The organism is Labrys sp. (in: a-proteobacteria) (assembly GCF_047605565.1).
GTDB classification, from domain to species: domain Bacteria; phylum Pseudomonadota; class Alphaproteobacteria; order Rhizobiales; family Labraceae; genus Labrys; species Labrys neptuniae.
The window spans coordinates 349766-372271 of record NZ_JASGFM010000001.1 but is presented as its reverse complement, the minus strand read 5'-3'; the positions used below and the strand labels follow the sequence as shown (position 1 = coordinate 372271).

The 22506-nt window shown below is 65.6% G+C and carries 18 protein-coding genes; 7 read left to right on the top strand and 11 right to left on the bottom strand.

Features of this window, described 5'->3' with window-relative positions; translation table 11 throughout:
• The first annotated feature begins 5 nt into the window (after positions 1 to 5).
• The 3 genes from QM672_RS01770 to QM672_RS01760 all read left to right on the top strand — a co-directional run bounded on the left by QM672_RS01770 (position 6) and on the right by QM672_RS01760 (position 3737).
• Positions 6 to 1730: an acetyl/propionyl/methylcrotonyl-CoA carboxylase subunit alpha gene (locus tag QM672_RS01770; RefSeq protein ID WP_415080484.1), complete on the top strand. Its 1725-nt coding sequence runs from the start codon at positions 6 to 8 to the stop codon at positions 1728 to 1730.
• Positions 1731 to 1995: 265 nt separating this feature from the next.
• Complete coding sequence (locus QM672_RS01765) at positions 1996 to 2667, top strand: spermidine synthase (RefSeq protein WP_415080448.1); 672 nt, start codon at positions 1996 to 1998, stop codon at positions 2665 to 2667.
• 164 nt (positions 2668 to 2831) lie between these two features.
• On the top strand, positions 2832 to 3737 hold the full coding sequence (locus QM672_RS01760; RefSeq protein WP_415080483.1) for a S1C family serine protease: 906 nt from the start codon (positions 2832 to 2834) through the stop codon (positions 3735 to 3737).
• A gap of 130 nt (positions 3738 to 3867) precedes the next feature.
• Here QM672_RS01760 and yghU read toward each other — a convergent pair whose 3' ends face one another.
• Entirely contained in the window at positions 3868 to 4743 is an 876-nt protein-coding gene (yghU, locus tag QM672_RS01755) for a glutathione-dependent disulfide-bond oxidoreductase (protein ID WP_415080447.1), read from the bottom strand.
• A 311-nt stretch (positions 4744 to 5054) separates the two neighbouring features.
• Here yghU and ileS point away from each other — a divergent pair, with 311 nt between their 5' ends.
• The 3 genes from ileS to QM672_RS01740 all read left to right on the top strand — a co-directional run bounded on the left by ileS (position 5055) and on the right by QM672_RS01740 (position 9446).
• Positions 5055 to 8135 (top strand): isoleucine--tRNA ligase, encoded by a 3081-nt coding sequence (gene ileS, locus QM672_RS01750; protein ID WP_415080446.1) that lies wholly within the window; start codon positions 5055 to 5057, stop codon positions 8133 to 8135.
• Between the two features lie 3 nt (positions 8136 to 8138).
• Positions 8139 to 8693, top strand: a complete 555-nt coding sequence (gene lspA / locus QM672_RS01745; protein ID WP_311944688.1) for a signal peptidase II — start codon at positions 8139 to 8141, stop codon at positions 8691 to 8693.
• 123 nt (positions 8694 to 8816) lie between these two features.
• Complete coding sequence (locus QM672_RS01740; RefSeq protein WP_311944690.1) at positions 8817 to 9446, top strand: hypothetical protein; 630 nt, start codon at positions 8817 to 8819, stop codon at positions 9444 to 9446.
• A 76-nt stretch (positions 9447 to 9522) separates the two neighbouring features.
• Here the strand turns inward: QM672_RS01740 and mutL are convergent, their stop codons facing one another.
• The 8 genes from mutL to QM672_RS01700 all read right to left on the bottom strand — a co-directional run bounded on the left by mutL (position 9523) and on the right by QM672_RS01700 (position 18798).
• A complete protein-coding gene (gene mutL, locus QM672_RS01735) occupies positions 9523 to 11346 on the bottom strand; it encodes a DNA mismatch repair endonuclease MutL (protein ID WP_367624254.1) in 1824 nt (607 codons plus the stop codon).
• Positions 11347 to 11635: 289 nt separating this feature from the next.
• The gene (locus tag QM672_RS01730; protein WP_311944692.1) at positions 11636 to 12061 is read right to left on the bottom strand and encodes a hypothetical protein; all 426 of its coding nucleotides are present in this window, start codon (positions 12059 to 12061) and stop codon (positions 11636 to 11638) included.
• Between the two features lie 252 nt (positions 12062 to 12313).
• Positions 12314 to 13555: a M16 family metallopeptidase gene (locus tag QM672_RS01725; protein WP_415080445.1), complete on the bottom strand. Its 1242-nt coding sequence runs from the start codon at positions 13553 to 13555 to the stop codon at positions 12314 to 12316.
• A 176-nt stretch (positions 13556 to 13731) separates the two neighbouring features.
• Positions 13732 to 15039 carry a M16 family metallopeptidase gene (locus QM672_RS01720; protein WP_394310490.1) on the bottom strand — a complete coding sequence of 436 codons (1308 nt, stop codon included), beginning with the start codon at positions 15037 to 15039 and terminating at the stop codon, positions 13732 to 13734.
• Positions 15040 to 15164: 125 nt separating this feature from the next.
• Positions 15165 to 15425: a TfoX/Sxy family protein gene (locus QM672_RS01715; RefSeq protein WP_415080444.1), complete on the bottom strand. Its 261-nt coding sequence runs from the start codon at positions 15423 to 15425 to the stop codon at positions 15165 to 15167.
• Entirely contained in the window at positions 15422 to 15829 is a 408-nt protein-coding gene (locus QM672_RS01710) for an OsmC family protein (protein WP_415080443.1), read from the bottom strand. Before QM672_RS01710 ends, QM672_RS01715 begins: the two co-directional genes overlap by 4 nt.
• A 109-nt stretch (positions 15830 to 15938) precedes the next feature.
• Positions 15939 to 16496: a 16S rRNA (guanine(966)-N(2))-methyltransferase RsmD gene (gene rsmD / locus QM672_RS01705; protein WP_415080442.1), complete on the bottom strand. Its 558-nt coding sequence runs from the start codon at positions 16494 to 16496 to the stop codon at positions 15939 to 15941.
• A 10-nt stretch (positions 16497 to 16506) separates the two neighbouring features.
• Positions 16507 to 18798, bottom strand: a complete 2292-nt coding sequence (locus tag QM672_RS01700) for a pseudouridine synthase (RefSeq protein ID WP_415080441.1) — start codon at positions 18796 to 18798, stop codon at positions 16507 to 16509.
• 131 nt (positions 18799 to 18929) lie between these two features.
• Between QM672_RS01700 and QM672_RS01695 the strand changes: the two genes are divergently transcribed.
• A complete protein-coding gene (locus QM672_RS01695) occupies positions 18930 to 19373 on the top strand; it encodes a nucleoside deaminase (protein WP_311944701.1) in 444 nt (147 codons plus the stop codon).
• 106 nt (positions 19374 to 19479) lie between these two features.
• On the opposite strand, the gene QM672_RS01690 is transcribed toward QM672_RS01695, so the two are convergent.
• Positions 19480 to 21033 carry a sulfatase-like hydrolase/transferase gene (locus QM672_RS01690; RefSeq protein ID WP_415080440.1) on the bottom strand — a complete coding sequence of 518 codons (1554 nt, stop codon included), beginning with the start codon at positions 21031 to 21033 and terminating at the stop codon, positions 19480 to 19482.
• 477 nt (positions 21034 to 21510) lie between these two features.
• Positions 21511 to 22425 (bottom strand): arginase family protein, encoded by a 915-nt coding sequence (locus QM672_RS01685; protein WP_415080439.1) that lies wholly within the window; start codon positions 22423 to 22425, stop codon positions 21511 to 21513.
• Positions 22426 to 22506: the final 81 nt, after the last annotated feature.

The following is a 22506-nucleotide window of genomic DNA, read 5'->3' as shown; positions in this document are numbered from 1 at the left end:
TGCCCATCAAGAAGGTCCTGATCGCCAACCGGGGCGAGATTGCCGTGCGCGTGATACGGGCCTGCGCCGACTATGGCGTCGCCTCCGTCGCCGTCTATGCCGATGCCGACATCGACGCCCTGCATGCCCGCATAGCGGACGAGGCCTATGGCCTGGGTGGCGACAAGCCGGCCGAAACCTATCTCGACATCGACAAGCTCATCGCCATCGCCCGCCGCAGCGGCGCCGATGCCGTGCATCCGGGCTATGGCTTCCTCTCCGAACGCGCCGGTTTTGCGCAGGCCGTGATCGATGCCGGCCTGACGTGGATCGGCCCGCCTCCATCGGCCATCGAGCAATTGGGCGACAAGGTGCAGGCTCGCAAGCTCGCCTTGGCGGTCGGCGCGCCGCTGGTTGCCGGCACCGCCGATCCGGTCGGTGGCCCCGACGAGGTCCTCGCCTTTGCCGAAGAGCATGGCCTGCCGATCGCCATCAAGGCCGCCTTCGGCGGTGGCGGCCGCGGGCTGAAGGTCGCCTGGCGCATGGACGAGGTCGCCGAGCTCTTTGACTCGGCCGTGCGCGAAGCGGTGACCGCCTTCGGGCGCGGCGAGTGCTTCGTCGAGCAATATCTCGACCGCCCCCGCCATATCGAGGCGCAGGTGATCGCCGACAGCCATGGTCATGTCGTGGTGGTCGGCACGCGCGACTGCTCGCTGCAGCGCCGCAACCAGAAGCTGGTGGAAGAGGCCCCGGCGCCCTTCCTCAGCGAGGAGCAGCGCGCCCGCATCCACCAGGCGGCGCGCGATATCTGCGCCAAGGCCGGCTATGTCAGCGCCGGCACCGTGGAGTTCCTCTTGAGTGCCTCGGGCGCGATCTCCTTCCTGGAGGTCAATACCCGCCTGCAGGTGGAGCACCCGGTAACGGAGGAGACCGCCGGCATCGATCTGGTGGTCGAGCAGTTGCGCGTCGCCGACGGCCATCCCCTCAGCATCACCGAGACACCGGCGCCGCGAGGCCACGCCCTGGAGTTCCGCATCAATGCCGAGGATGTCGGGCGCGGCTTCCTGCCGGCCCCGGGCCTCATCACCGCCTTCGAGCCGCCTTCCGGCCCGGGCATCCGCCTGGATACCGGCGTCGCTGCCGGCTCGACCATCCCCGGCAGCTTCGATTCGCTAATGGCCAAGCTCATCGTCACCGGTGCGACACGGGGCGAGGCCGTTGCGCGGGCCCGGCGCGCCCTCGCCGAATTCCGCATCGAGGGGGTCGCCTCGGTGCTGCCTTTCCATCGCACGGTGATCGGCCACACCGACTTCACCGGCGAGCAGGATTTCAAGGTCCACACCCGCTGGATCGAGACCGACTTTGCCGCCACCCTCGCCGCCGCCACACGGCCCGAACCGCTGCCGGCAGCGACACTGCTCCGCACCGCCGTGGAGATCGACGGCCGGCGCGTCACCCTCGGCCTGCCCCCCGCCCTGCTGGGCGGCCTCCAGGCCGTGCCATCAGCGGCGCCGGCGATAGCGGCACCAGCCGAGTCGTCGCACGATGCGGTGATGGCGCCGATGGCCGGGACACTACGCTCCTGGCAGGTGGAAGACGGCGCCGAAGTCGCGGAGGGCGATGTCGTCGCCGTGATGGAGGCGATGAAGATGGAAATGCAAATCAAGGCCCACCGGGCCGGGAAGCTGGCGCAGGAGATCGAAGCCGGCACCACCGTGACGGCCGGCATGGTGATGGCGCGCATCGGATAGGAGCGACGACACGCCATACTCGCAAGAATGAGCGCGACCAGCCTTCTCCCCTTGCGGGAGAAGGTGCCCCGAAGGGGTGGATGAGGGGTGTCGGCACATCGCCAGCAAAGTCGTGTTTCTCCCCTCATCCGGCGCTTCGCGCCACCTTCTCCCGCAAGGGGAGAAGGCTTGTTACTCCGGTTTCTAGTGGACCCGCCGATGGAAACTGGAATTGTCGCCACATTCTGCTAGACGCTTGCCATCGCCTCCCGCCTATGAGCCCGCCGTGATCCCCTGGAAGCATCTCGACACCGCAACGATCCCCCATGGCGGCGGCGAGTTGCGCCTCAAGCAGCGCGGTAGTGAATTCTCGATCATGCTTGGCAGCAACGAGCTGATGAACAGCCGGCTGAGCGGCTCGGAAGAGGCGCTGGCGACGATGGCCGCCGAACGCCTGGCGGCGCGCAGGCATCCTCGCATCCTGATCGGTGGCCTCGGCATGGGCTTCACTCTGCGCGCCGCGCTGGCAAGTTTCCCGGACGATGCCGAGATCGTGGTCGCCGAACTGGTGCCGGCCGTCGTGACCTGGGCCCGGGGACCGATGGCAGAGATCTTCGCGGGCAGCCTCGATGATCGGCGCGTCAGCATCGAACTCGGCGATGTCGACGGCGTGATCCGCGCCGGGCACCGCTTCGATGCGATCCTGCTCGACGTCGACAACGGCCCCGAAGGGCTGACCCATGCCGGCAATGACCGCCTCTACAGCCTGGAAGGCCTTGCGGCGGCCCGGGGAGCGCTGACGGCGGGCGGCCTGCTGGCCGTATGGTCTCAAGGCCCCTCTTCGGCCTTCGACAGGCGTCTGCGCCAGGCAGGCTTTGCGGTGGACGAGGTCCGGGTCCGGGCCAACAGGGGGCGGAGCGGCGCCCGGCATGTAATCTGGTTTGCGAAGGAGAGCTGACCGTGATCCAGCCGACGGCCGGCCTCTCCACGATCGCCGCTCTTGCCGCCTATGCCCTTGCAGCGCGCCGTTCGGCTGCATAACTCTTGAAGATCTTCCTTGCCCGCCCGGCGGGTATTGCGCATCCTGCCTTGCTGCGGGCGCTCTTCACCAAGATGAATGCCATGACACTTCGTTCGATCATGCGCTCGGTCGTGGCCGTGCGTGCCAAGATTCCACAGGACGCCTTCACCGCAACCGCGCTCGGCACCGAGCGGGAGGGCAGCGGGGTGGTCATCCGCGACGACGGGCTGGTGCTCACCATCGGCTATCTCGTCACCGAAGCCGACGAGATCTGGCTGACCACCCAGGATGGGCGCGTGGTTCCCGCCCATGTCATGGCCTATGACCAGGCGACCGGCTTCGGCCTGGTACAGGCGCTCGGCCGGCTCGGCCTGCCGGCGCTGGGGCTCGGCAGCTCCGGCAAGGCGGCTGTCGGCGACGAGGCGGTGTTCGTCGACGGTACGGGGCGTCATGTCGACGCCCGTATCGTGGCCAAGCAGGAATTCGCCGGCTATTGGGAATATCTGCTCGACGAGGCGATCTTCATCGCGCCTGCCCATCCCGGCTGGGGTGGCGCGGCCCTGGTCGGCGAAGACGGCAGGCTACTCGGCATCGGGTCCCTGCTCCTGCAGATGGAACGCGGCGGCGAGGATTTCGACATCAACATGGTCGTGCCCATCGACCTTCTGCCGCCCATTCTCGACGACCTCCTGACGCGGGGCCAAGTCGACCAGCCACCGCGCCCCTGGCTCGGCGCCTTCTCGGCCGAAAGCAATGGCAAGGTCGTGGTCGCCAGCGTGGCCAAGGGGTCGCCTGCCGCCAAGGCGGGGTTGAAGGCGGGCGACATCATCTCCGACATCCGCAACGAGGAGGTCCGGGGCCTCGCCGATTTCTATCGCAAGGTGTGGAGCGGCGGCCCAGCCGGCGTCGAGGTGCCGATGCGGGTCCTGCGCGATGGCCGGGAGAGCTGGCTGCGTGTCAAATCGGCCGATCGCAACGCCTTCCTGCGCAAGCCGCCTTTGCAGTGAGACCTTCTCTTCCCGGGATCGCAGGCATCCTTGCCTGCTCTTGGACACGCTGAATTTGATGCAAAAGTGCAGGCAATCGCGACATGCAGGCATGTCGCTGAGATGCCTGCGATCCCAGAGCCGTCACCTATCAGCCCGCGGCTTCCAGCTTGTCCTGCGTCCTCGTCTCGAAATCGCTGGCGTCATGGCGCTCGCGCAACTGGCTCGACGGCTCGCCCGAGGTGCGGTTGACCATGCGCCCGCGCTGCACCGCCGGCCGCTGGAAGATCGCCTCGGCCCAGCGCTGCACATTCTTGTAGCCTTCGACCTGCAGGAACTCGGCCGCGCCATACTGCCAGCCCCGGGCCAGACCGCCATACCAGGGCCAGACGGCCATGTCGGCGATGGTGTAGTCGCTGCCGGCCAGATATTCGACCTCGCCCAGGCGGCGGTCGAGCACGTCGAGCTGACGCTTCACCTCCATGGCGAAACGGTCGATGGCATATTCGATCTTGGTCGGTGCATAGGCGTAGAAATGGCCGAAGCCACCGCCGAGATAGGGCGCGCTGCCCATCTGCCAGAACAGCCAGGACATGCATTCGGCGCGGGTGGCCGGGTCCTTCGGCAGGAACTCGCCGAACTTCTCGGCGAGATAGAACAGGATCGAACCAGATTCGAACACACGGATCGGCTCGGCGCCGCTGCGGTCGAGCAAGGCCGGGATCTTGGAGTTCGGGTTGACGTCGACGAAGCCCGAGCCGAACTGGTCGCCCTTGCCGATCTCGATCAGCCAGGCATCGTATTCGGCGCCCTTGTGGCCGCGGGCCAGCAATTCCTCCAGCAGGATGGTGACCTTGACCCCGTTGGGGGTGCCAAGCGAATAGAGCTGGAGGGGGTGGCGGCCGACCGGCAATTCCTTGTCATGGGTGGGGCCGGCGATCGGCCGGTTGATATTGGCGAACGCACCGCCATTCGCCTTGTTCCAGGTCCAGATCTTCGGGGGCGTGTAGTCGGACGAACCGGTCATTCTCGAACTCCAGGTCAGAGCCTATCAGTGAAAGGGCCAGCGAGCGAAGAGGCTGCCTTCATGGCAGATAGGGAGAGGCTGAAGCTCATGCTAGGGCACGCTGTACGGCTGTGCTCCAGAAAATCCCGGCTTCGCCTCCCCTCACCGCTTTATCCCGCGCGCAGAGCCTGCTATTCACGCCCGCATGACATATATGCTGCGCATAGCCCGAATTATCGTCCCGGCTTCCGCGTGCGGGCTCGGCTGAGCTCCGCGGAAGGTCCGGGTTTGCGCCGCTTTTCCCTTTCCTCCGTATCGACGGATCCCTGTTCATGACCGATGTTGCGTCCCCCTCCAGCGAGACCGCCGAGAGCTCGAAGGCGAGCTCTGGGGCTTTCGACTATTCCAAGACCCTGTTCCTGCCGCAGACGGCCTTCCCCATGCGCGGCGGCCTGCCGCAGAAGGAGCCGGAGATCCTGGCCCGCTGGCAGAGCCAGAACCTGCGCCAGCGCCTGCGCGACACATCGGCCGGCCGGCCGAAATTCGTGCTGCATGACGGCCCGCCCTATGCCAATGGCAACATCCATATCGGCCATGCGCTCAACAAGATCCTCAAGGACCTGGTGACGCGCTCCCAGCAGATGCTCGGCTTCGATTCCAACTATGTGCCGGGCTGGGACTGCCACGGCCTGCCGATCGAATGGAAGATCGAGGAGCAGTACCGCGCCAAGGGCAAGAACAAGGACGAGGTGCCGCTGGTCGAGTTCCGCCGCGAATGCCGGGCCTTTGCCGAGCATTGGGTCGGCGTGCAGCGCGAGGAGTTCAAGCGCCTGGGGGTCGAGGGCGATTGGGAACACCCCTATCTCACCATGGCCTATGCGGCCGAGGCGCAGATCGCCCGCGAGATCATGAAATTCGCCATGAGCGACCAGCTCTATCGCGGCTCAAAGCCGGTGATGTGGTCGGTGGTGGAGAAGACCTCCCTGGCCGAGGCCGAGATCGAGTATGAGGACCATACCTCCGACATGATCTGGGCGAAGTTCCCGGTGCGCTCGGGTGCCACCCGTGACGAGTTGGCCCAGGCTGCGGTGGTGATCTGGACCACCACGCCCTGGACCATCCCCGGCAACCGCGCCGTCGCCTATTCGAGCCGCGTCGCCTATGGGCTCTACCGCGTCACATCAGCGCCCGAAAACAACTGGGCCAAGGTCGGCGACAGCTTCATCCTGGCGGACAAGCTCGCCGAGGAGGTCTTCAAGTCGGCCAAGGTGGAAGCCTTCGAGCGCCTCGGCGGCGTCGAGGCCGGCGAGCTTGCCGCCCTCACCGTGGCCCATCCGCTAGCGGGCTTCGATCCCGGCTACGGCTTTGCCGTGCCGCTGCTCGAGGGCGAGCATGTCACCGACGAAGCCGGCACCGGCTTCGTGCATACGGCCCCCAGCCACGGCCGCGAGGACTTTGACGTCTGGACGGCGCATCAGCGCGAGCTGACTGCCCGCGGCATCAACACGCACATCCCCTACCCCGTCGATGGCGACAGCTTCTACACGGCGGACGCCCCCGGCTTTGCCGGCAAGCGCGTGATCACCGAGAAGGGCGACAAGGGCGATGCCAATGACGCCGTGATCAAGGCGCTGGTGGCGGATGGCAAGCTCGTGGCCCGTGGCCGTATCAAGCATCAGTACCCCCATTCCTGGCGTTCGAAGAAGCCGGTGATCTTCCGCAACACGCCGCAATGGTTCATCGCGATGGACAAGCCCATCGACGAGGTGGCTCCGGGCACCGTGCCGGCGGCGACGCCGGTCCGCACGGAAGGCGGCGCCCTGCGCAACGATGTCGGGCCGACGCTCGGCGACGGCTCGTCGCTGCGCGAGCTCGCTCTCAACGCCATCCGGCAGACCCAATGGGTGCCGGCGGCCGGCGAGAACCGCATCACCGGCATGATCGCCAACCGCCCGGACTGGGTGGTCTCGCGCCAGCGCGCCTGGGGCGTGCCGATCGCCGTGTTCATGCGCGACAAGCCGGGTGGCGGCGTCGAGATCCTCAAGGACGAGGCCGTCAACCAGGCCATATCAGCGGCCTTCGAAACCGAAGGCGCCGACGCCTGGTACCAGGAGGGCGCCTCCGAGCGCTTCCTCGGCGCTCGCGCCGGCGAAGGCTGGGTCAAGGTCAACGACATCCTCGACGTCTGGTTCGATTCCGGCTCCACCCACGCCTTCACGCTGGAGGACCCACGCCACTTCCCGGGCCTTGCGGGCATCAAGCGCAAGGTCGATGGCGGCGATGATAGCGTGATGTATCTGGAAGGTTCGGACCAGCACCGCGGCTGGTTCCATTCCTCGCTCCTGGAAAGCTGCGGCACGCGCGGGCGGGCACCCTACGACATCGTGGTCACCCACGGCTTCACGCTCGACGAGCAGGGCCGCAAGATGTCGAAGTCCATCGGCAACACCGTCGCTCCGCAGGACGTGATCAAGCGCTCCGGCGCCGATATTCTGCGCCTGTGGGTCGCCACCACCGACTATGCCGACGACCAGCGCATCGGGCCCGAGATCCTGAAGACGGTGGAGGACACCTACCGCAAGCTGCGCAACACCATCCGCTGGATGCTGGGCACACTCGCCCATTTCGAGGCCGGCGATAGCGTTGCCGCCGCCGAGATGCCGGAACTCGAGCGGCTGATGCTGCACCGGCTGGCCGAGCTCGACGGCGAGGTGCGCGCCGCTTATGAAAGCTATGACTACAAGCGCGTGGTCGCCTTGCTGGCGACCTTCATGACGGCGGACCTCTCCGCCTTCTATTTCGACGTGCGCAAGGACGCGCTCTATTGCGATCCGAAATCGTCCCTGCGCCGCCGGGCCGCGCTGAGCGTGGTCGACACGCTCTTCACCTGCCTGACGACCTGGCTGGCGCCAGTGCTGTGTTTCACCATGGAAGAAGCCTGGACCTCGCGCTTCGGCCAGGAGAACTCGGTGCATCTGCAGCCTTTCGCGGCAGCCGATCCTGCCTGGCTCGATCCGGCGCTCGCCGAGAAATGGGAGCTCGTGCGCGAAGCGCGGCGCGTGGTGACCGGCGCGCTGGAGCATGAACGCGCCGCCAAGCGCATCGGCTCCTCGCTGGAAGCCGCGCCGGTCGTCCACGTCGCCGACGAGGCGACGCTGGCGGTTCTGCGCAGCGTCGATTTCGAGGATGTCTGCATCGTTTCGGGGCTGACGCTCGTGGCCGGCGAAGGCCCTGCCGAGGCCTATCGCCTCGACGGCGTTGCCGGCATTGCCGTGGTTCCCGGCCGGGCCGATGGTATCAAATGCGCGCGTTCCTGGCGCTATTTCGATCCGAAGACCGCCGATCCCGCCTTCCCCGACATCACCCCGCGCGACGCGGCGGCGATGCGCGAATGGCAGGCGGCGGGGGCCTGAGCGATGAAGTCGATGTTTTTTGGGCGCTACACCCTCATCGGGGTGATGGTGGCGGTTCTCGCCATCATCATCGATCAGGGCTTCAAATATTGGGCGCTCCACATTTTCCAGATCGGTGAGCTGATCATGTATCAGGAGGCCGTCGACTGGACGCCCTTCCTGAAGTTCACCCTGGTCTGGAATCGTGGCGTATCGTTCGGCCTGTTCCAGCAGGAGAGCGAGATCGGCCTGATCCTGCTCGTCGCCTTTCGCCTCATTGCCACCGTGCTTCTTCTGGCATGGCTTGCCCGTATCCACACGAAATCATCGGCGATCGGCATCGGCCTGATCATAGGCGGCGCCATCGGCAATGCCGTCGACGGATTGCTGGCGATAGAGGGACCGTTGGCCCCCAATTGGCTGCAGCGGGAAGGCGTTGCCGACTTCTTCCTGCTCCATGCCGGCGATTTTTCCTGGTATGTCTTCAACCTGGCCGATGTCGCCATCGTTGCGGGCGTGGCCCTGCTGTTGTATGACATGGTGGTGAACAAAGAGCCACAGACACACGGGTCTTCCTGACTTTTTCAGGTACTGGTTGCCCGGAGGAATGGTGGTTTCTTGGTTTTGACGCATTTTCCGGGCAGTAGAGCGAAGGTCTCTCCCGGAATTTGCACCGAAATCTAGCAGTGATTGGGATACAGGATGCGGACAAAGATTTGGCTTGGCCTGGCTGCGGCGACGGCACTGGTTGCCCTGGCGCCGACGGGTGCGGCGAATGCGCAGTCCCTCGGTCAGAACTTCTTCCAGAAGATGCTCGGCACCGGTGACGATGCACCGGCAATCAATTATTCCGACCGTGCGCCGCTGGCAAAACCGGGCAAGCTCGACCTGCCACCGCCCGGCACGGCTGCGACTTCGGACAATGACCCGAACTGGCCGGTGGATCCCGACTACAAGAAGCGCAAGGCCGCCGGCGTGATGCCGCGCAGCAAGGCCGAGCATGGCGATGGCCGGCTCTCGCCTGACGAGATGGCGGCAGGCCGCGTCCCGGGTGCCGGTCGGGTCGACGCGCCGGAGCCGTTCGATGCGGCCAAGGCCAGTTCGGTTCCGCTCAAGCCCAGCGAACTGCAGAAGCGCCTCAACCTCGGCGAAGACAACACGCCACTCGCGGCCGGCGTCGAACCGCCACGCCGTTCCTTGACAGAGCCGCCGGTTGGCTATCGCAAGCCACTCGCCTCGGCGCCGCTTGCCGGCAACGAACCCCTGCCTTCCGAAGGTAACAAGAGCGAATCCTGGTTCGACCGGGTCTTCAAGACCCCGCGGGTCAAGTAGGAAGTTCAGGGACGCAGAATACCAATGGGGCCGGTCGCAAGATCGGCCCTTTCGTTTGTGCGTTTCCGTTTCGGGCTTACCGTCGCCCGAAGAGGGCCTCGATGTCGCCGAGCTTCAGCGTCACATAGGTCGGCCGGCCGTGGTTGCACTGGCCTGAATTGGGGGTGACTTCCATCTCGCGCAGGAGCGCATCCATCTCCGCCGGCAACAGGCGCCGCCCGGCCCGTACGGAGCCGTGGCAGGCCATGGTGGCGGCGACATGGTCGAGGCGCCGCTCCAGCACGATCTCCGAGCCCCATTCGGCAAAGCCATCGGCGAGGTCCCGGATCAGCGCGGCCGGATTGGTGCTGCCAAGCGCAGCCGGCGTGGCGCGCACCAGAAGGGCACCCGGCCCGAACGGCTCCACGACCAGGCCGAGAGCCGCCAGATCCCCGCTCGCCGCAGTCAGGCGCTCGACATCGGCGGGATCGAGATCGACGACTTCCGGGATGAGCAGTAATTGCGACCTGGCACCGGCGGCCGCGCGCTCACGCTTCAGCCGTTCATAGACCAGGCGTTCATGGGCCGCATGCTGGTCGACGATGACGACGCCTTCCCGGGTCTGGGCCACGATATAGGTCTCGTGCAGCTGCGCGCGGGCCGCGCCGAGCGGCCGGTCGAGACTGTCGGGCGCGGGAGGCACCACCGTGGCACGCGCATCCGCGGAAGGCATCACCAGCGCGTCGAATCCGGCCTGGGCCGGCGCCGCGAAACCGCTTCCTGCAGCCAAGCCGCCATTGTCGATGCCACCGTCTCCCATGCCGGCAGGATGGGGCGCCGCGGGCGACGCCCGCCAGTCCCAGTCGAGATCGGCCGGGCGGTTGAGGCTGCGGGCAAGCAGGCCGAGGGCGACATCGGCATTGCCGCTTGAGCTCCGGCCGGACTCCCGCTCCAGCGCGGAGCGGATCGCCGAGACGATCAGGCCGCGGACCAGGCCGCCATCACGGAAGCGGACCTCGGCCTTGGCCGGATGGACATTCACGTCGACATTCTGCGAGGCGATGTCGAGGAAGAGGGCCAGAACCGGAAAGCGGTCCTTGGGCAGATGATCGGCATAGGCACCGCGCACGGCACCCAGCAACAGCTTGTCGCGCACCGGCCGCCCATTGACGAACAGATATTGGTGCTGCCCCGTGCCGCGATTGAAGGTCGGCAGACCGATATGGCCATGCAGGCGGACATCCCCGCGCGTCACGTCGATGGCAATCGCGTTGTCGATGAAGTCGGCACCCAGCAAGGTGCCGAGGCGCGTCTCCTCGTCACCAGCCGGCCAGGTCGAGGGAGAATGGTCTTCGCCGGCCAAAGTGAAGGCGATGGCGGGGTTGGCCATGGCAAGGCGCTTGACGACATCGCCGATCGCCGCCGCTTCGGTACGCTGGGTCTTGAGGAATTTCAGGCGAGCCGGGGTGGCATAGAAAAGGTCGCGCACCTCGATGCGCGTGCCCTCCCCGATCGCTGCCGGACGGATTGCCTGGTGCTCGCCGGCTTCAATGGCGATCACGGCCCCGGTGGCCGAGCCACGCTCGCGCGTGGTGATGCTGAGGCGCGACACCGAGGCGATGGATGGCAAGGCTTCGCCGCGAAAGCCCAGCGTGTTGATGGCGAGCAGGTCCTCGGTCGGCAGCTTGGACGTCGCGTGGCGCTGCACGGCCAAAGCGAGGTCCTCGGGCGACATGCCCGAACCGTCGTCCACGATGCGGATCAGGCGCTGCCCGCCGCCCTCGGTGACGATCTCGATGCGGCGAGCGCCGGCATCGATGGCGTTCTCCACCAATTCCTTCACGGCACTCGCCGGCCGCTCCACCACCTCGCCGGCGGCGATGCGGTCGATCAGGATCTGGGGAAGGGCACGGATGGCCATGGGGCGAATCGTCCATCGGCGCCAGCGCTCCACCTGAGAGAAATCGGGCGCAAAATCAAAGGCTTGACGCATCCGTCCTCACGGGTGGAGAACGAATGCGTCACGTGCCGGGAACAATACACCATGGGGCCGGCCATCGGAATGGCCGGCAGGCAAGCCTCAGGCTCCAAGGCGTTTTGCGACTCCGCGGAAGCGCTGCAAATCGCAAAGGCACTTTAGCCGATCCGTTGGAACGGCTGGAAGCGAAGCGCACGAGCAAAAAGCGTTCGGTCATGAACGCCTGTTTGCCCTATTGCACATCGACATTGACGACGACGTCGAGCACCTTGCCGTCGGGAAAAGCCTTACGATAGGCAAATTGATCGGGACCGCGATAACCAGGTGCGGAGGTATAGAGCACCTGCCAGACCGGCACGCGCCGTGAATTGCAGGCGGCGCTGGAATTGCCGGCCTCATAGGGAGAAAAGTCGCGGGCCCTGCGGATGCTCACCTGGCCATAGCCCGCCTGCTTGGTGATACGAGCCGCAACGCCCGGCACTTCCCGGCAGGCCGGCGTGATGTAGGAAAACTGGTCGATCTTGCTGACCCGCCCAGACGGCACTGCAACGGCAGCACCGCTGGCACCGGGCCCGCGCGAGGTTCCAAGACCGGTGCTGACGCAGCCTGCCCCCAGAAGACCAACAAGGACGACAGCCGAAACACTCCAAAGCTTCATGACATCCTCCCGCTTGAGCGACCCCCGCCGCTTCTCGACGAGCGACAGGGTGATGCAGTCGGCCCCTTCGTGCAATAGTCAGTGTGACGTAAGCAGAACGATTTAACCTTGTCCGGCGAGAAGAAAACGCTCGACCAGGCTCGCTCTTCTCGTCGTTTCTTGCCGTTCTTCGCCGTGTTCTTTGTGACGCAGCGCCTTTACCCGGTCATCGCCGATATGATTTGGGCCGGCATCGGGAGTTATCCGGCGATCCTAGGACAGCCCCTCCGGGCGCCCGACAGCTACGACGAAGGGCTTGCCACCCCCGAACATCCGCTCGGCCACGCGCTTGGTATCGTCCAGCGTCACCGCTTCGACCAGGCCGTTGCGGCGATCGATGAAATCGATGCCAAGCCGCTCGATCTGGATCATGGTCAGCTGGTTGGCGATCTTTGTCGATGAGTCGAAGCGCAGCGCATAGGAGCCGGTGAGGTATTTCTTGGCGCTCTCCAATTCTGCGGCGCCAGGCCCGTTGCGGGCGAGCTCGGCCATCTCCGCCTCGATGATGGCGAGACTTTCGGCCGCCCTGTCGTTTCGGGTGGCGACGCCGCCGCCGACGAAGGCGGCTCGGGCCAATGCGCCGAGCTGGGTGGAGACCGAATAGGCCAAGCCCCTCTCCTCGCGCACTTTCTGGAAAAGGCGTGAGGAGAAGCTGCCGCCGCCATAGATATGGTTGAGCAGGAAGGCGGCCATGAAGTCGGGATCGTCGCGCTTCACGCCGGGGGTGGCGAATTGCAGCACGGTCTGCGGCACGTCGAGGTCGATCACCTTGCGGGTGCCCAGGTCCGCGAGCTGGGCCTCCGGCACCGGCTGCAGCAGGGCCGTGGTCGGCAGCGAGCCGAACACCTTGTCCAGCATCTCCTCCGCATCATGGGCATCGATGGCGCCGACGATAGAGACCGTCAACCCATCCTTGGCGAGCAGGCGGCGGTGCTGGGCCGCGATTTCGTCCCGGTTGACGGCACCGATGCTCTCCAGCGTACCGCGCGTCGGGCGGCCATAGGGGTGGTCGGGGAAAAGCCCGGCGAAAAAAGCCAGCGAAGCCACGGCGTTGGGATCGCTCGCCTCACGACGCAAGCTGGCCAGCAGGCTCTGGCGCACGCGTTCCACCGCGGCTTCCTCGAAACGCGGCTCGCTGACGGCATAGTGCAGAAGATCGAAGGCGAAGGCCTTGCGGTCGGACAGCGTGCGCAGCGAGCCGTTGATCTGGTCGCGCGCGGCATGGAAGGAGAGCTCGACCGCATTCTCCTCCATCAGGCGCTGGAAGGCCTCGTCGTCGTGAGGCCCTGCCCCCTCGTCGAACAGCGCCGACATGATGTGGGCCAGGCCTGGCCGGTCGGCCGGATCCTGCGCGGCACCGCCCTTGAAGGCGAAGTCGACGGCGATGACGGGTACGGCATAGTCCTCGACCAGCCAGGCTTCTATGCCAAGAGGCGAGACGATCTTCTGGATCATAAAAACTCTCGTTCACAAAAAACGATCGTCACAACCGGCAAAGCCGGCGATGACGGCAGGAGACTGATGCGCCGTTGCAAGCCTCCCAGCAGGAAAAGCGCGGCGCAGCAATCCAGACAATCATGGACGGCGCCGCCAGTCTGCCTGGCAGCATCCGTCATGACGTGCGAAACCTATCAAGCCTGCCCTTCGAGCAAGCCGACCACCGACTTGCCCTCCAGCAGGACGGCACGGCCCATCTCCGGCAGTCGTCCGGACGGCACGGCGGCGATGCGCTGCGGCCAGAGCTGCAGGTCCTCCACCTTGCCGCCGACGGACAGGGTGGCGCCGTAATAGCGTGCCAGGGTCGACTGGTTGTCCTGGGCATAGATCGCGTCGGCGACGAGGCGCGTCTTGGCACGCTCCAATTCCGCCTCGCTTACGCCCTCCGCGACGATGCGCCTGATCTCCTCGTCGACGGCCGCTTCCAGCGCCTCGAAACTGACGCCAGGCATCGGGATGGCCCAGACACCGAAACGCGTCTCGTCCACAGCGGAGCCGCCATAAAAGGCGCCGGCGGCCGAAGCCAGTTTCTTGTCGACCACCAGGGCCCGATAAAGCCGCGAGGTCTGCCCGCCGCCAAGGATCTGAGAGAGGAGATCGAGCGCCTCGCCCTCGCCATTGCGGGCCTGGATATAGGAAGGCGCCCGCCAATGGCGCTGATAGATCGGCTGCTCCACCCGCTTGTCGGCCAGCCGAACGCGGCGGTCTGCGCGCTGCCTGGGCTCCTGCGGCCGCAGACGCGGCGGCGGGTCGGCACGCCGGGCCACAGGACCGTAATGGGTTTCGGCCAGCTCGCGCACCTCTTCGGCCGTGACGTCACCAGCCACGATCAAGCTGGCGTTGTTCGGCGTGTAGAAACGGCTGTGGAAATCGATGGCGTCCTGCCGGCTCAGGCCTTCGATCTCGTTCTCCCAGCCGATGATCGGCGTGCCATAGGGATGGTGGGTGAACAGGGTCGAGGCGATCTCCTCGGCAAGCTGCGAATTGGGATCGTTGTCGACCCGCATCTTGCGCTCCTCGAGCACGACGTTGCGCTCGGGATTGACGACCTCGTCGGTAAGAGCCAGCCCGGTCATGCGATCGGCCTCGAAGGCCATCATGGTGCCGAGATGCTCCTTGGCCACTCGCTGGAAATAGGCGGTGTAGTCATAGGAGGTGAAGGCGTTCTCCTGGCCGCCCAGCTCGGCAACCTGCTTGGAAAAGCCCCCCGGATTCTTCTCCGTGCCCTTGAACATGAGATGCTCGAGGAAATGCGCGATGCCCGACTTGCCCTTCGGTTCGTCCGCCCCGCCCACCTTGTACCACACCATGTGGGTGACCACCGGCGCACGGCGGTCGGGAATGACCACTACATGCAAGCCGTTGGGAAGCGTGAAATCCGTGATCGCCGGGCCCTGGGCATGGGAAGCACCGCCGAGACCGGGGATAAGCGCAAGCGTCATGAAAGGTCCGATCGGGAGGGAAAGCGAAAGATCCACCCAATATGGGTAGGAAACGCGGGAAGTGAAGTATCCCTTACCCCCTGGAGCATGAGCCTAGCAAGGCATAGGTCCGAAGAAAACAATCCCTACCGGCTCCCTTCCTCCTTCCGGTCTACCAATTCCTTCAAGCCTCGGTCGATCTCGCGCCAGTCCCGATCGCTCAAGGCTCCTTCCACGGCATAAAGGGCGTTCAGGCTGACGCCGCGCCCGAACCGGAACTTCAGGCGTCGATAGGCGGCGACGGCTCCCAGTTGCCGGAGATCCTCCGGACTGCAGATGTCGACTTCGGCCAGCATGCGTTCGGTCGCCGGGCCGAGATTGCGCATATCCCGGATGCGCCCGCTCACGCGACCATCTCGATGCCGACCGGCACGCCGCTGCGCAGGGAATTGGCCACCATGCAGATCGTCTTCGCCCGCTCGATCACCGGCTGCGGATCGGACCCGTCCAGCATCCGGCAGCGTACCTCGAGCCTTGCAGCCGTCGCCAGCAGCGGCTTGCCCTCAAGCTCCAGCGCGACGCTGATCGCGATGGTATCGACGGTCACACCCATTTCTTCGGCGGCGTAGCGCAGGTCGTTGCAAAAACAGCCGCCGAGCGACAAAGCGAGCAGCTGGGCGCCGTTGAAGCCGAGCCCCATGCCGCCGGCCTTGCCCTCGGGGCGGTCCACCACGATGGTATGTCCGCCGGCCCAGCCCATGGCAGCCTGCGTCTCACCGACATTGCGCAGTTCGACCGTTACCGTCGCCATGGCTGCCCCCTTGGATACTGCCGACTATGACAGCAAGGGGCCGAGGGCGAAAGCGATGCCAAGCAGAGCGTGAAGCGGCGGCTCGATCAAAGCGCCCCAGCGCCGGACGTCAGGGCTCGTAGTGGAAGAAGCTGAGCCTGGTACCGGCATAGTCGCGCTGATCGGCCAGAGCGAAGGAGGGCGGCGCTTCGAGGGGGGCGTCCGTCGCCTCCTCGACCACGCAGAGCGCTCCCTTGGTCAGCCAGCCGCCATCGGCAAGGCTGACGAGCGCCTGTGATGCCAGCCCCTTGCCATAGGGAGGATCGAGAAAAGCCAGCGAGAAGGGCTCGCCCGGCCCGATCATGCCCAGCTTGGTCGCATCCCGGCGGAACAAGCGGGTGCGTCCGCCCAGGGACATCGCCTCGACATTGGAGCGGATCAGCCCACGCGCCTCCGCGCCCTCGTCGACGAAGGTGGCAAAGCGGGCTCCGCGCGACAGGGCCTCGAAACCGAGCGCGCCCGTGCCGGCGAACAGATCGATCACGCGGGCGTCGCGCACGGGATCGTCATAGCCATGCGCGAGGATATTGAACAAGGTCTCACGCAGGCGGTCCGAAGTCGGTCGGATCGCGTCCGACTTCGGTGTGGCCAGTTGCTTGCCGCGAAATTGCCCGCCGATGATGCGCATCGCTCAGCCGTCAACGCCCCCGGCGCGGCGCACCGCCCGGCTTGCCGCCGGGGCGAGGACGCGAGGGCCGTTCACCGCCATCATTGCGGTCACGGAAGGACGGACGCGGCTTGAACGGGCGGTCGCCACCCTCCTCGCCACGCGGGCGGAACGGCTTGCGCGGACGCTCGCCACCTTCGTCGCGGTCACGGAACGACGGACGCGGCTTGAACGGGCGGTCGCCGCCTTCGTCGCGGTCACGGAACGACGGACGCGGCTTGAACGGGCGGTCGCCGCCCTCTTCGTCACGCGGGCGGAACGGCTTGCGCGGACGCTCGCCACCCTCGTCGCGGTCACGGAAGGACGGACGCGGCTTGAACGGACGATCGCCGCCCTCTTCGCTGCGTGCACGGAAGGGCTTGCGCGGGCGCTCGCCCCCTTCGTCGCGGTCGCGGAAGGAAGGACGGGGCTTGAACGGACGGTCGCCCCCCTCTTCGTCGCGCGGCCGGAACGGCTTGCGCGGACGCTCGCCCGCTTCGTCGCGGTCACGGAAGGACGGACGCGGCTTGAAAGGACGGTCGCCGCCCTCCTCGCTGCGTGCGCGGAACGGCTTGCGCGGCCGATCGCCATCCCCGTCGCGATCGCGGAAGGCAGCCCGCGGCTTGAAGGGGCGGTCACCGCCCTCTTCATCGCGCGGACGGAATGGCTTGCGCCGGGCCGGCTTTTCGTCACCGACATCGGCGACGCGCTGGACCAGCACGCGGCGACCGTGACGATCCTCGACCAGGCTGCCACGCATCACGCGTTCCTTGCCGTCTTCCTCCGACTTGACACGCAGTCCGCGCGCCGGGCCACCCTTTGCGGGCTTGGCTGCAGCCTTGGCCGGCTTCTCGCCGGTGGCCTCGTGGATTGGCGCCTCGAACTCGCAGCCGGCCTCGGCAACCAGCTCGGGGCCGAGCTGGTCCATCAGAACACGGGTCTTCACTTCCTCGACGGCGCCTTCGGCCAGGTCGCCGAGCTGGAACGGCCCGTAGGACACGCGGATCAGGCGGTTGACCTCCAGGCCGATGGAACCCAGCACATTCTTGACTTCGCGGTTCTTGCCTTCACGCAGGCCGAGAGTCAGCCAGGAATTGGAGCCCTGCTCCTTGTCGAGGCGGGCTTCGATGCGACCATAGTCGACGCCGTCGACCGTCAGCCCCTCGAACAATTTGTCGAGCTGGACCTGATCGGTCTCGCCGAAAGCCCGCACGCGATAGCGCCTGAGCCAGCCGGTCTTGGGCAGTTCGAGCTGGCGCGCCAGACCGCCGTCATTGGTGAGCAGCAGCAGGCCTTCGGTGTTGATGTCGAGCCGCCCCACCGACATCACGCGCGGCAAGGACGGGTCGAGGTTCTCGAACACGGTCGGGCGTCCTTCCGGATCCTTTTCCGTGGTCACCAGGCCGCGGGGCTTGTGGTAGAGCCACAGCCGCGTGCGCTCCCGCCGGGGCAGGAGCTTACCATCGACGGTGATCTTGTCGTCGGCCAGCACGTTGAGCGCGGCGCTGGTCAACACCTCGCCATTGACGGCAACGCGGCCTTCCTCGATCCAGGTCTCGGCATCACGGCGCGATCCCAACCCGGCCCGCGCGATCACCTTGGCCACACGCTCGCCGGCAAAGGCGCCAGACTTGGCTTCGGCCTCGGGCTTGGCGACGGTCTCCGCCCTGGCCTCGGTGCGACGCGGGGCACGCTTGGGCGCGCGCTCCTCCTGGCGATCGTCGAAACGCGGCTCGAAGGCCTTGCGGCCGCCCTCGCGTGGCTCGAAGGAGGTGTCGAAACGGCGCGGCGCAAAGGAGCGCCCACCTTCATCGCCCTCGCGGCGAGGTTTGCGGCTGAACGAACGCTCACCGCCCTCCCCGCGCTCCGCATCCCGGCGCGGCCGGAAACCGCCTTCGGCGCCCTCGTCGCGCGACCGAAACGGCCGGCGAGCTTCCCCGCGCTCCTCGAAGCGGCGGGGCTTGAACGGACGTTCCTCGCCGCCTTCACGCTCGCGGAACGGACGGCGGGCGGGACGGGCCTCGGAATCCTCGCCTTCGCGCGGCTTGAAACGCGCCGGACGACGATCGCCGTCCTGGCGCTCGGCGAAGGAACGGGCCGGACGCTTCGGGCGAGCCTCGCCGCCCTCGTCACGATCCCGGAAGGAACGGCGCGGAGGTGCGTCACCATCGACGCCGCGCCGACGAGGTCCAGCGCCAGCGGAGGTCTTCTTGGGGCCAAATGGCTTCTTGCCCCCGCTTGGGGGCTTGCGGCCGCCGCCGCCAGATCGTTTATCGTCGGACATCGATTGTTGCTGGAATGGCCCCCGCTACCCATCGTATCGGAGGATATTCCAAAACTCCTTGAAAAGAGGGGCGTCTTTCCGATCCGCAGGGATCGTGAAACGCTTTAGCAGAAAAGGCGGCATGTCACGAGATGAAGCGCTCGATCATGGAACTGGCGCTGGAGGAAGCCCATGCTGCCGCAGGTCGCGGGGAGGTACCCGTCGGCGCGGTTGTCGTCAAGGACGGAGTGGTGCTTTCGCGCGAAGGAAACCGCACCCTGGCGCTGAAAGACCCCACCGCCCATGCGGAGATGCTCGCCATCCGTGCCGCCGCCCAGGTGCTGGGCAGCGAGCGCCTCGTCGGTGCGGACCTTTACGTCACGCTCGAACCCTGCCCGATGTGCGCCGCAGCGATTTCCTTCGCCCGCATCCGGCGTCTCTATTTCGGCTGCGACGACCCCAAGGGCGGCGCGGTGGAGAATGGCGTGCAGTTCTACGCTTCGCCGACCTGCCACCATCGCCCAGAAGTCTATTCCGGCATCCATGCCACCGCGTCGCGTGCCTTGCTGCAGGATTTCTTCCGGCAGCGGCGTTAGCGACAATCTCTTCGAAGTGTCAGCCTCCCGGCTGACACTCCAAATCCCGCTCAAAATGAAGACCTCAGCCAAACCGGAGCGCTTTTGCAATCCAGCGCCGCCGCCTTCAGGAGCCCAGATGTCCGGGCTCCTTGGACACGCCCTTCAATGAGAGGTGTTCCGGCGGCTCGGCCGGCGAGCCGTCGCTGGCATAGTGAAAGATCCGATATTCGTCGTCCGGCAGGCGCTCGACCTTCATATATTTGGCCTGGCCGAAGGGCATGGTGCCGTTCACATAGAAGACCGACGGATCATATTCCCTGGTTGCGACGGTCTTGCCCATCGCCTGCGCCGTCAATTGCATGAGCTGGAACTGGGTGGGACGGTCGAGCTGGCGGAAGGCATTGGCGATCGCTGAATCCGGCCTGTTGGTCATCAGCATCACCGGCACCACCGCCGTGCGCAGATGGCGGATCAGATGTCCCCACAGCCCATCCTCGCCCATCAGCTCGTTATGGTCGGAGGTGACGAAGATATAGACCGGGTCCTTCTCGGCCAGCATCGTGGCAATGATGTCACTGGTGCTGCGGTCCCAGCACTGCAGGCCGGTATCGTAGCGTGCGCGCCGCGCTTCGTCCGCGCTGCCGTCGGGTGGCGTGAACACCTGAAACTCGCCCGCATATTTCTTGCAATTGTCGAGATAGGGCTCGTGATCGGCGCGCTGGTGGACATAGATGAAGCGCCGGTCCGCCGGCGGCACATCCTTGACGTCGTCGGCAAGCGACTCCTCGGCCGACTTCTCGGCCGTCTCGTCATAGGTCTCCACCGTCTTCGACTGCCGGGCATACCGGGCTCCGCCGGCGATCTGCATGGTATGGATGGCCTGCGCCGAATAGTAGTAGCTGGCGAAATCGCCATCCTTGGCGATGTCGAAAATGTTCACCGGCTGCCGCTCCGCCAAATTGGGGAAATAGACGAGCCTGAGGGCCGAGGGGACGCTGGCGAGCGTCGCCACGCCGCCGGAAAAGCCTATCTTGGCGAACATCCGCCAGCCTGCCGGCGGCTCCCTGAACAAGTGATCGAGACGCGGCGTGGTCTGCCGCGCCCCGCCAAAGAGCGACATTCGCACCGGATTGATCGACTCGCCCATCACGAACACGACGGTTGCCCGGCCCTCCGGCACGTCGGTCTTGCCGAAGACATGATCAGCAAGGCCATTCAGGGAAGCCGGCGGCGCAGGCGCCTGGCTCGCACGATAGGCCAGCACGCCAGCATTGGCGCTGGAAATGAAGGATGCGGAATAGGCGTTGGCCTGCACCACGCTCGGCAGTTTGTGCAGCTCCCAGCGTGCCGCGACGCCGCCAAGGGCCGCAACGAGCAAGAGAGAAAAGGCCCAGGATCGACCGCTCCGCAGCGGGCGGATCAGCGTGAACACGGCGAGCAGGACAGCCGTCGCCAGCGCCAGGAGCAAAGGCAGCAGGAATTCACTCTGGACCTGCAAACCGGTCGAAACCGAATCGGCCGTGTCGCTGAAAAACAGCCTTACCTGCTCGGGCGTGAGCGGCGCTCCGAAATATACGAGCGAACTGAGCCAGATGGCCTGATTCAAGAACACCAGGACGATGATGAGTATTCTGAACCAGGTTCCGGCCGAGAGGGCGAAGAGCACCGAAAATGACAATAATGTTACAAAATATTCTCTCGTCCTGAACGGAGAAATATCCCATCCGAAACAAGAAAATATTACATCAGGAATACTCAAGATCGCTGCGACAATGGCAATCTCTAGTACCTTCTTAGCAAAAATTCGTGAGAATGAAGTCATGTAAACCGCATAAATGAAAATTATGTTCTTAGACTCAAGGCACCAACCGAGAGCATCTGTATCGGTCCGGTCGAAGATTTAATCCAAATTGCTTAAAAACAGAACAATAATGACAAAAATAGGAACTGTCTCGCGCGATGGCCAGACGGCGGCAACGGGCCGCCGCCTTGGCGCTACGCCTGCCAGCCTTCAGTTCGTCAAACTCTGGAGGTCATCGCGGGCGGACTTTGAAGCACGCATTGGCTCAGACTGATCGCGCTTCTCGTGGTGTTCACCTATGTCGTGCACATCGTCACGCGGCGCCGCTGAGCCACCGCTCTACTCCGGCGAGGTTCAGGTTTCCGGTGCCAGAATCTCGGCAAGCCATTCGATCAAGGCCTTTCCGGCGACATGTCCGGGATCGCGGCTGGGGTCGTAGATCGTCACCTGCAGACCGAGAGCGCGGCGTTTCAGGGCGGTGGTGAGCAGGATCGCCGCTTCCTTCCAGTTGAGACCATCGGCCTGCGGGGAATCGACCGCCGGCATCAGTCTGCTGTCGACGGCATCCACATCGAAATGGATCCAGAACCCTTCCCGGTCGGCATCGATGCCGCTCAGGGCCACGTCGACGCAGGCTTCAATCCCCTCGGCGCGAAGCTGTTCCAGGGGCCTGTAGACCATGCCGGACTCGGCGATATCGGGAATGGGAGCGGGAGGACCTGCTTCATGATCGCGATTGGCGAGAGCCGCCACCCGCCGTGTCGTCACATAGGGCCAGCGCCCTTCCAGATCCGTCAGAGCTGAAGGCCCCCAGCCGGTGACCAGCGCCAGATCCATGCCTGCACCGCCGCCTGTCGCCGATTGCTCGGGCAGGTAGAAATCCGTATGGCCATCGACATAGAGGAGACCGGCCTCACGCTGCCGCGCCAGGCCGAGCATCGAGCCGATCAGGATGCTGCAATCGCCGCCGAGGACGAGGGGAAAACACCCGGCCTCGACCGCCTCCTCCACGGCGTCGGCCAGCCGGATGGAATAGTCGGCAATGGCATCGATGTTGCGGATGTTGATCCTGCGTTCATCGTCGCGACGATAGGCCGGCGGCTCTACCGTGACGACGCGCTCCACCGCCAATCGGTCGTGCAGGCCGAGCTGGCGCAACGTCGCCGGAGCATGGCGCGTTCCCGGTTCCACATCGTCGCCCAGCGGCATCAGCCCGAGATTGCTGGGAGCCTCGATGATCACCAGGCGCCTTGCGGTCGTCTTCCCCATGCCGGATCCCGCGGTTGTGTGTTTGGCCGTCTTCTCTCCAGACACCCTTCCCTGCTTTTCGAGTCCGGGCAAGAGCCCTCG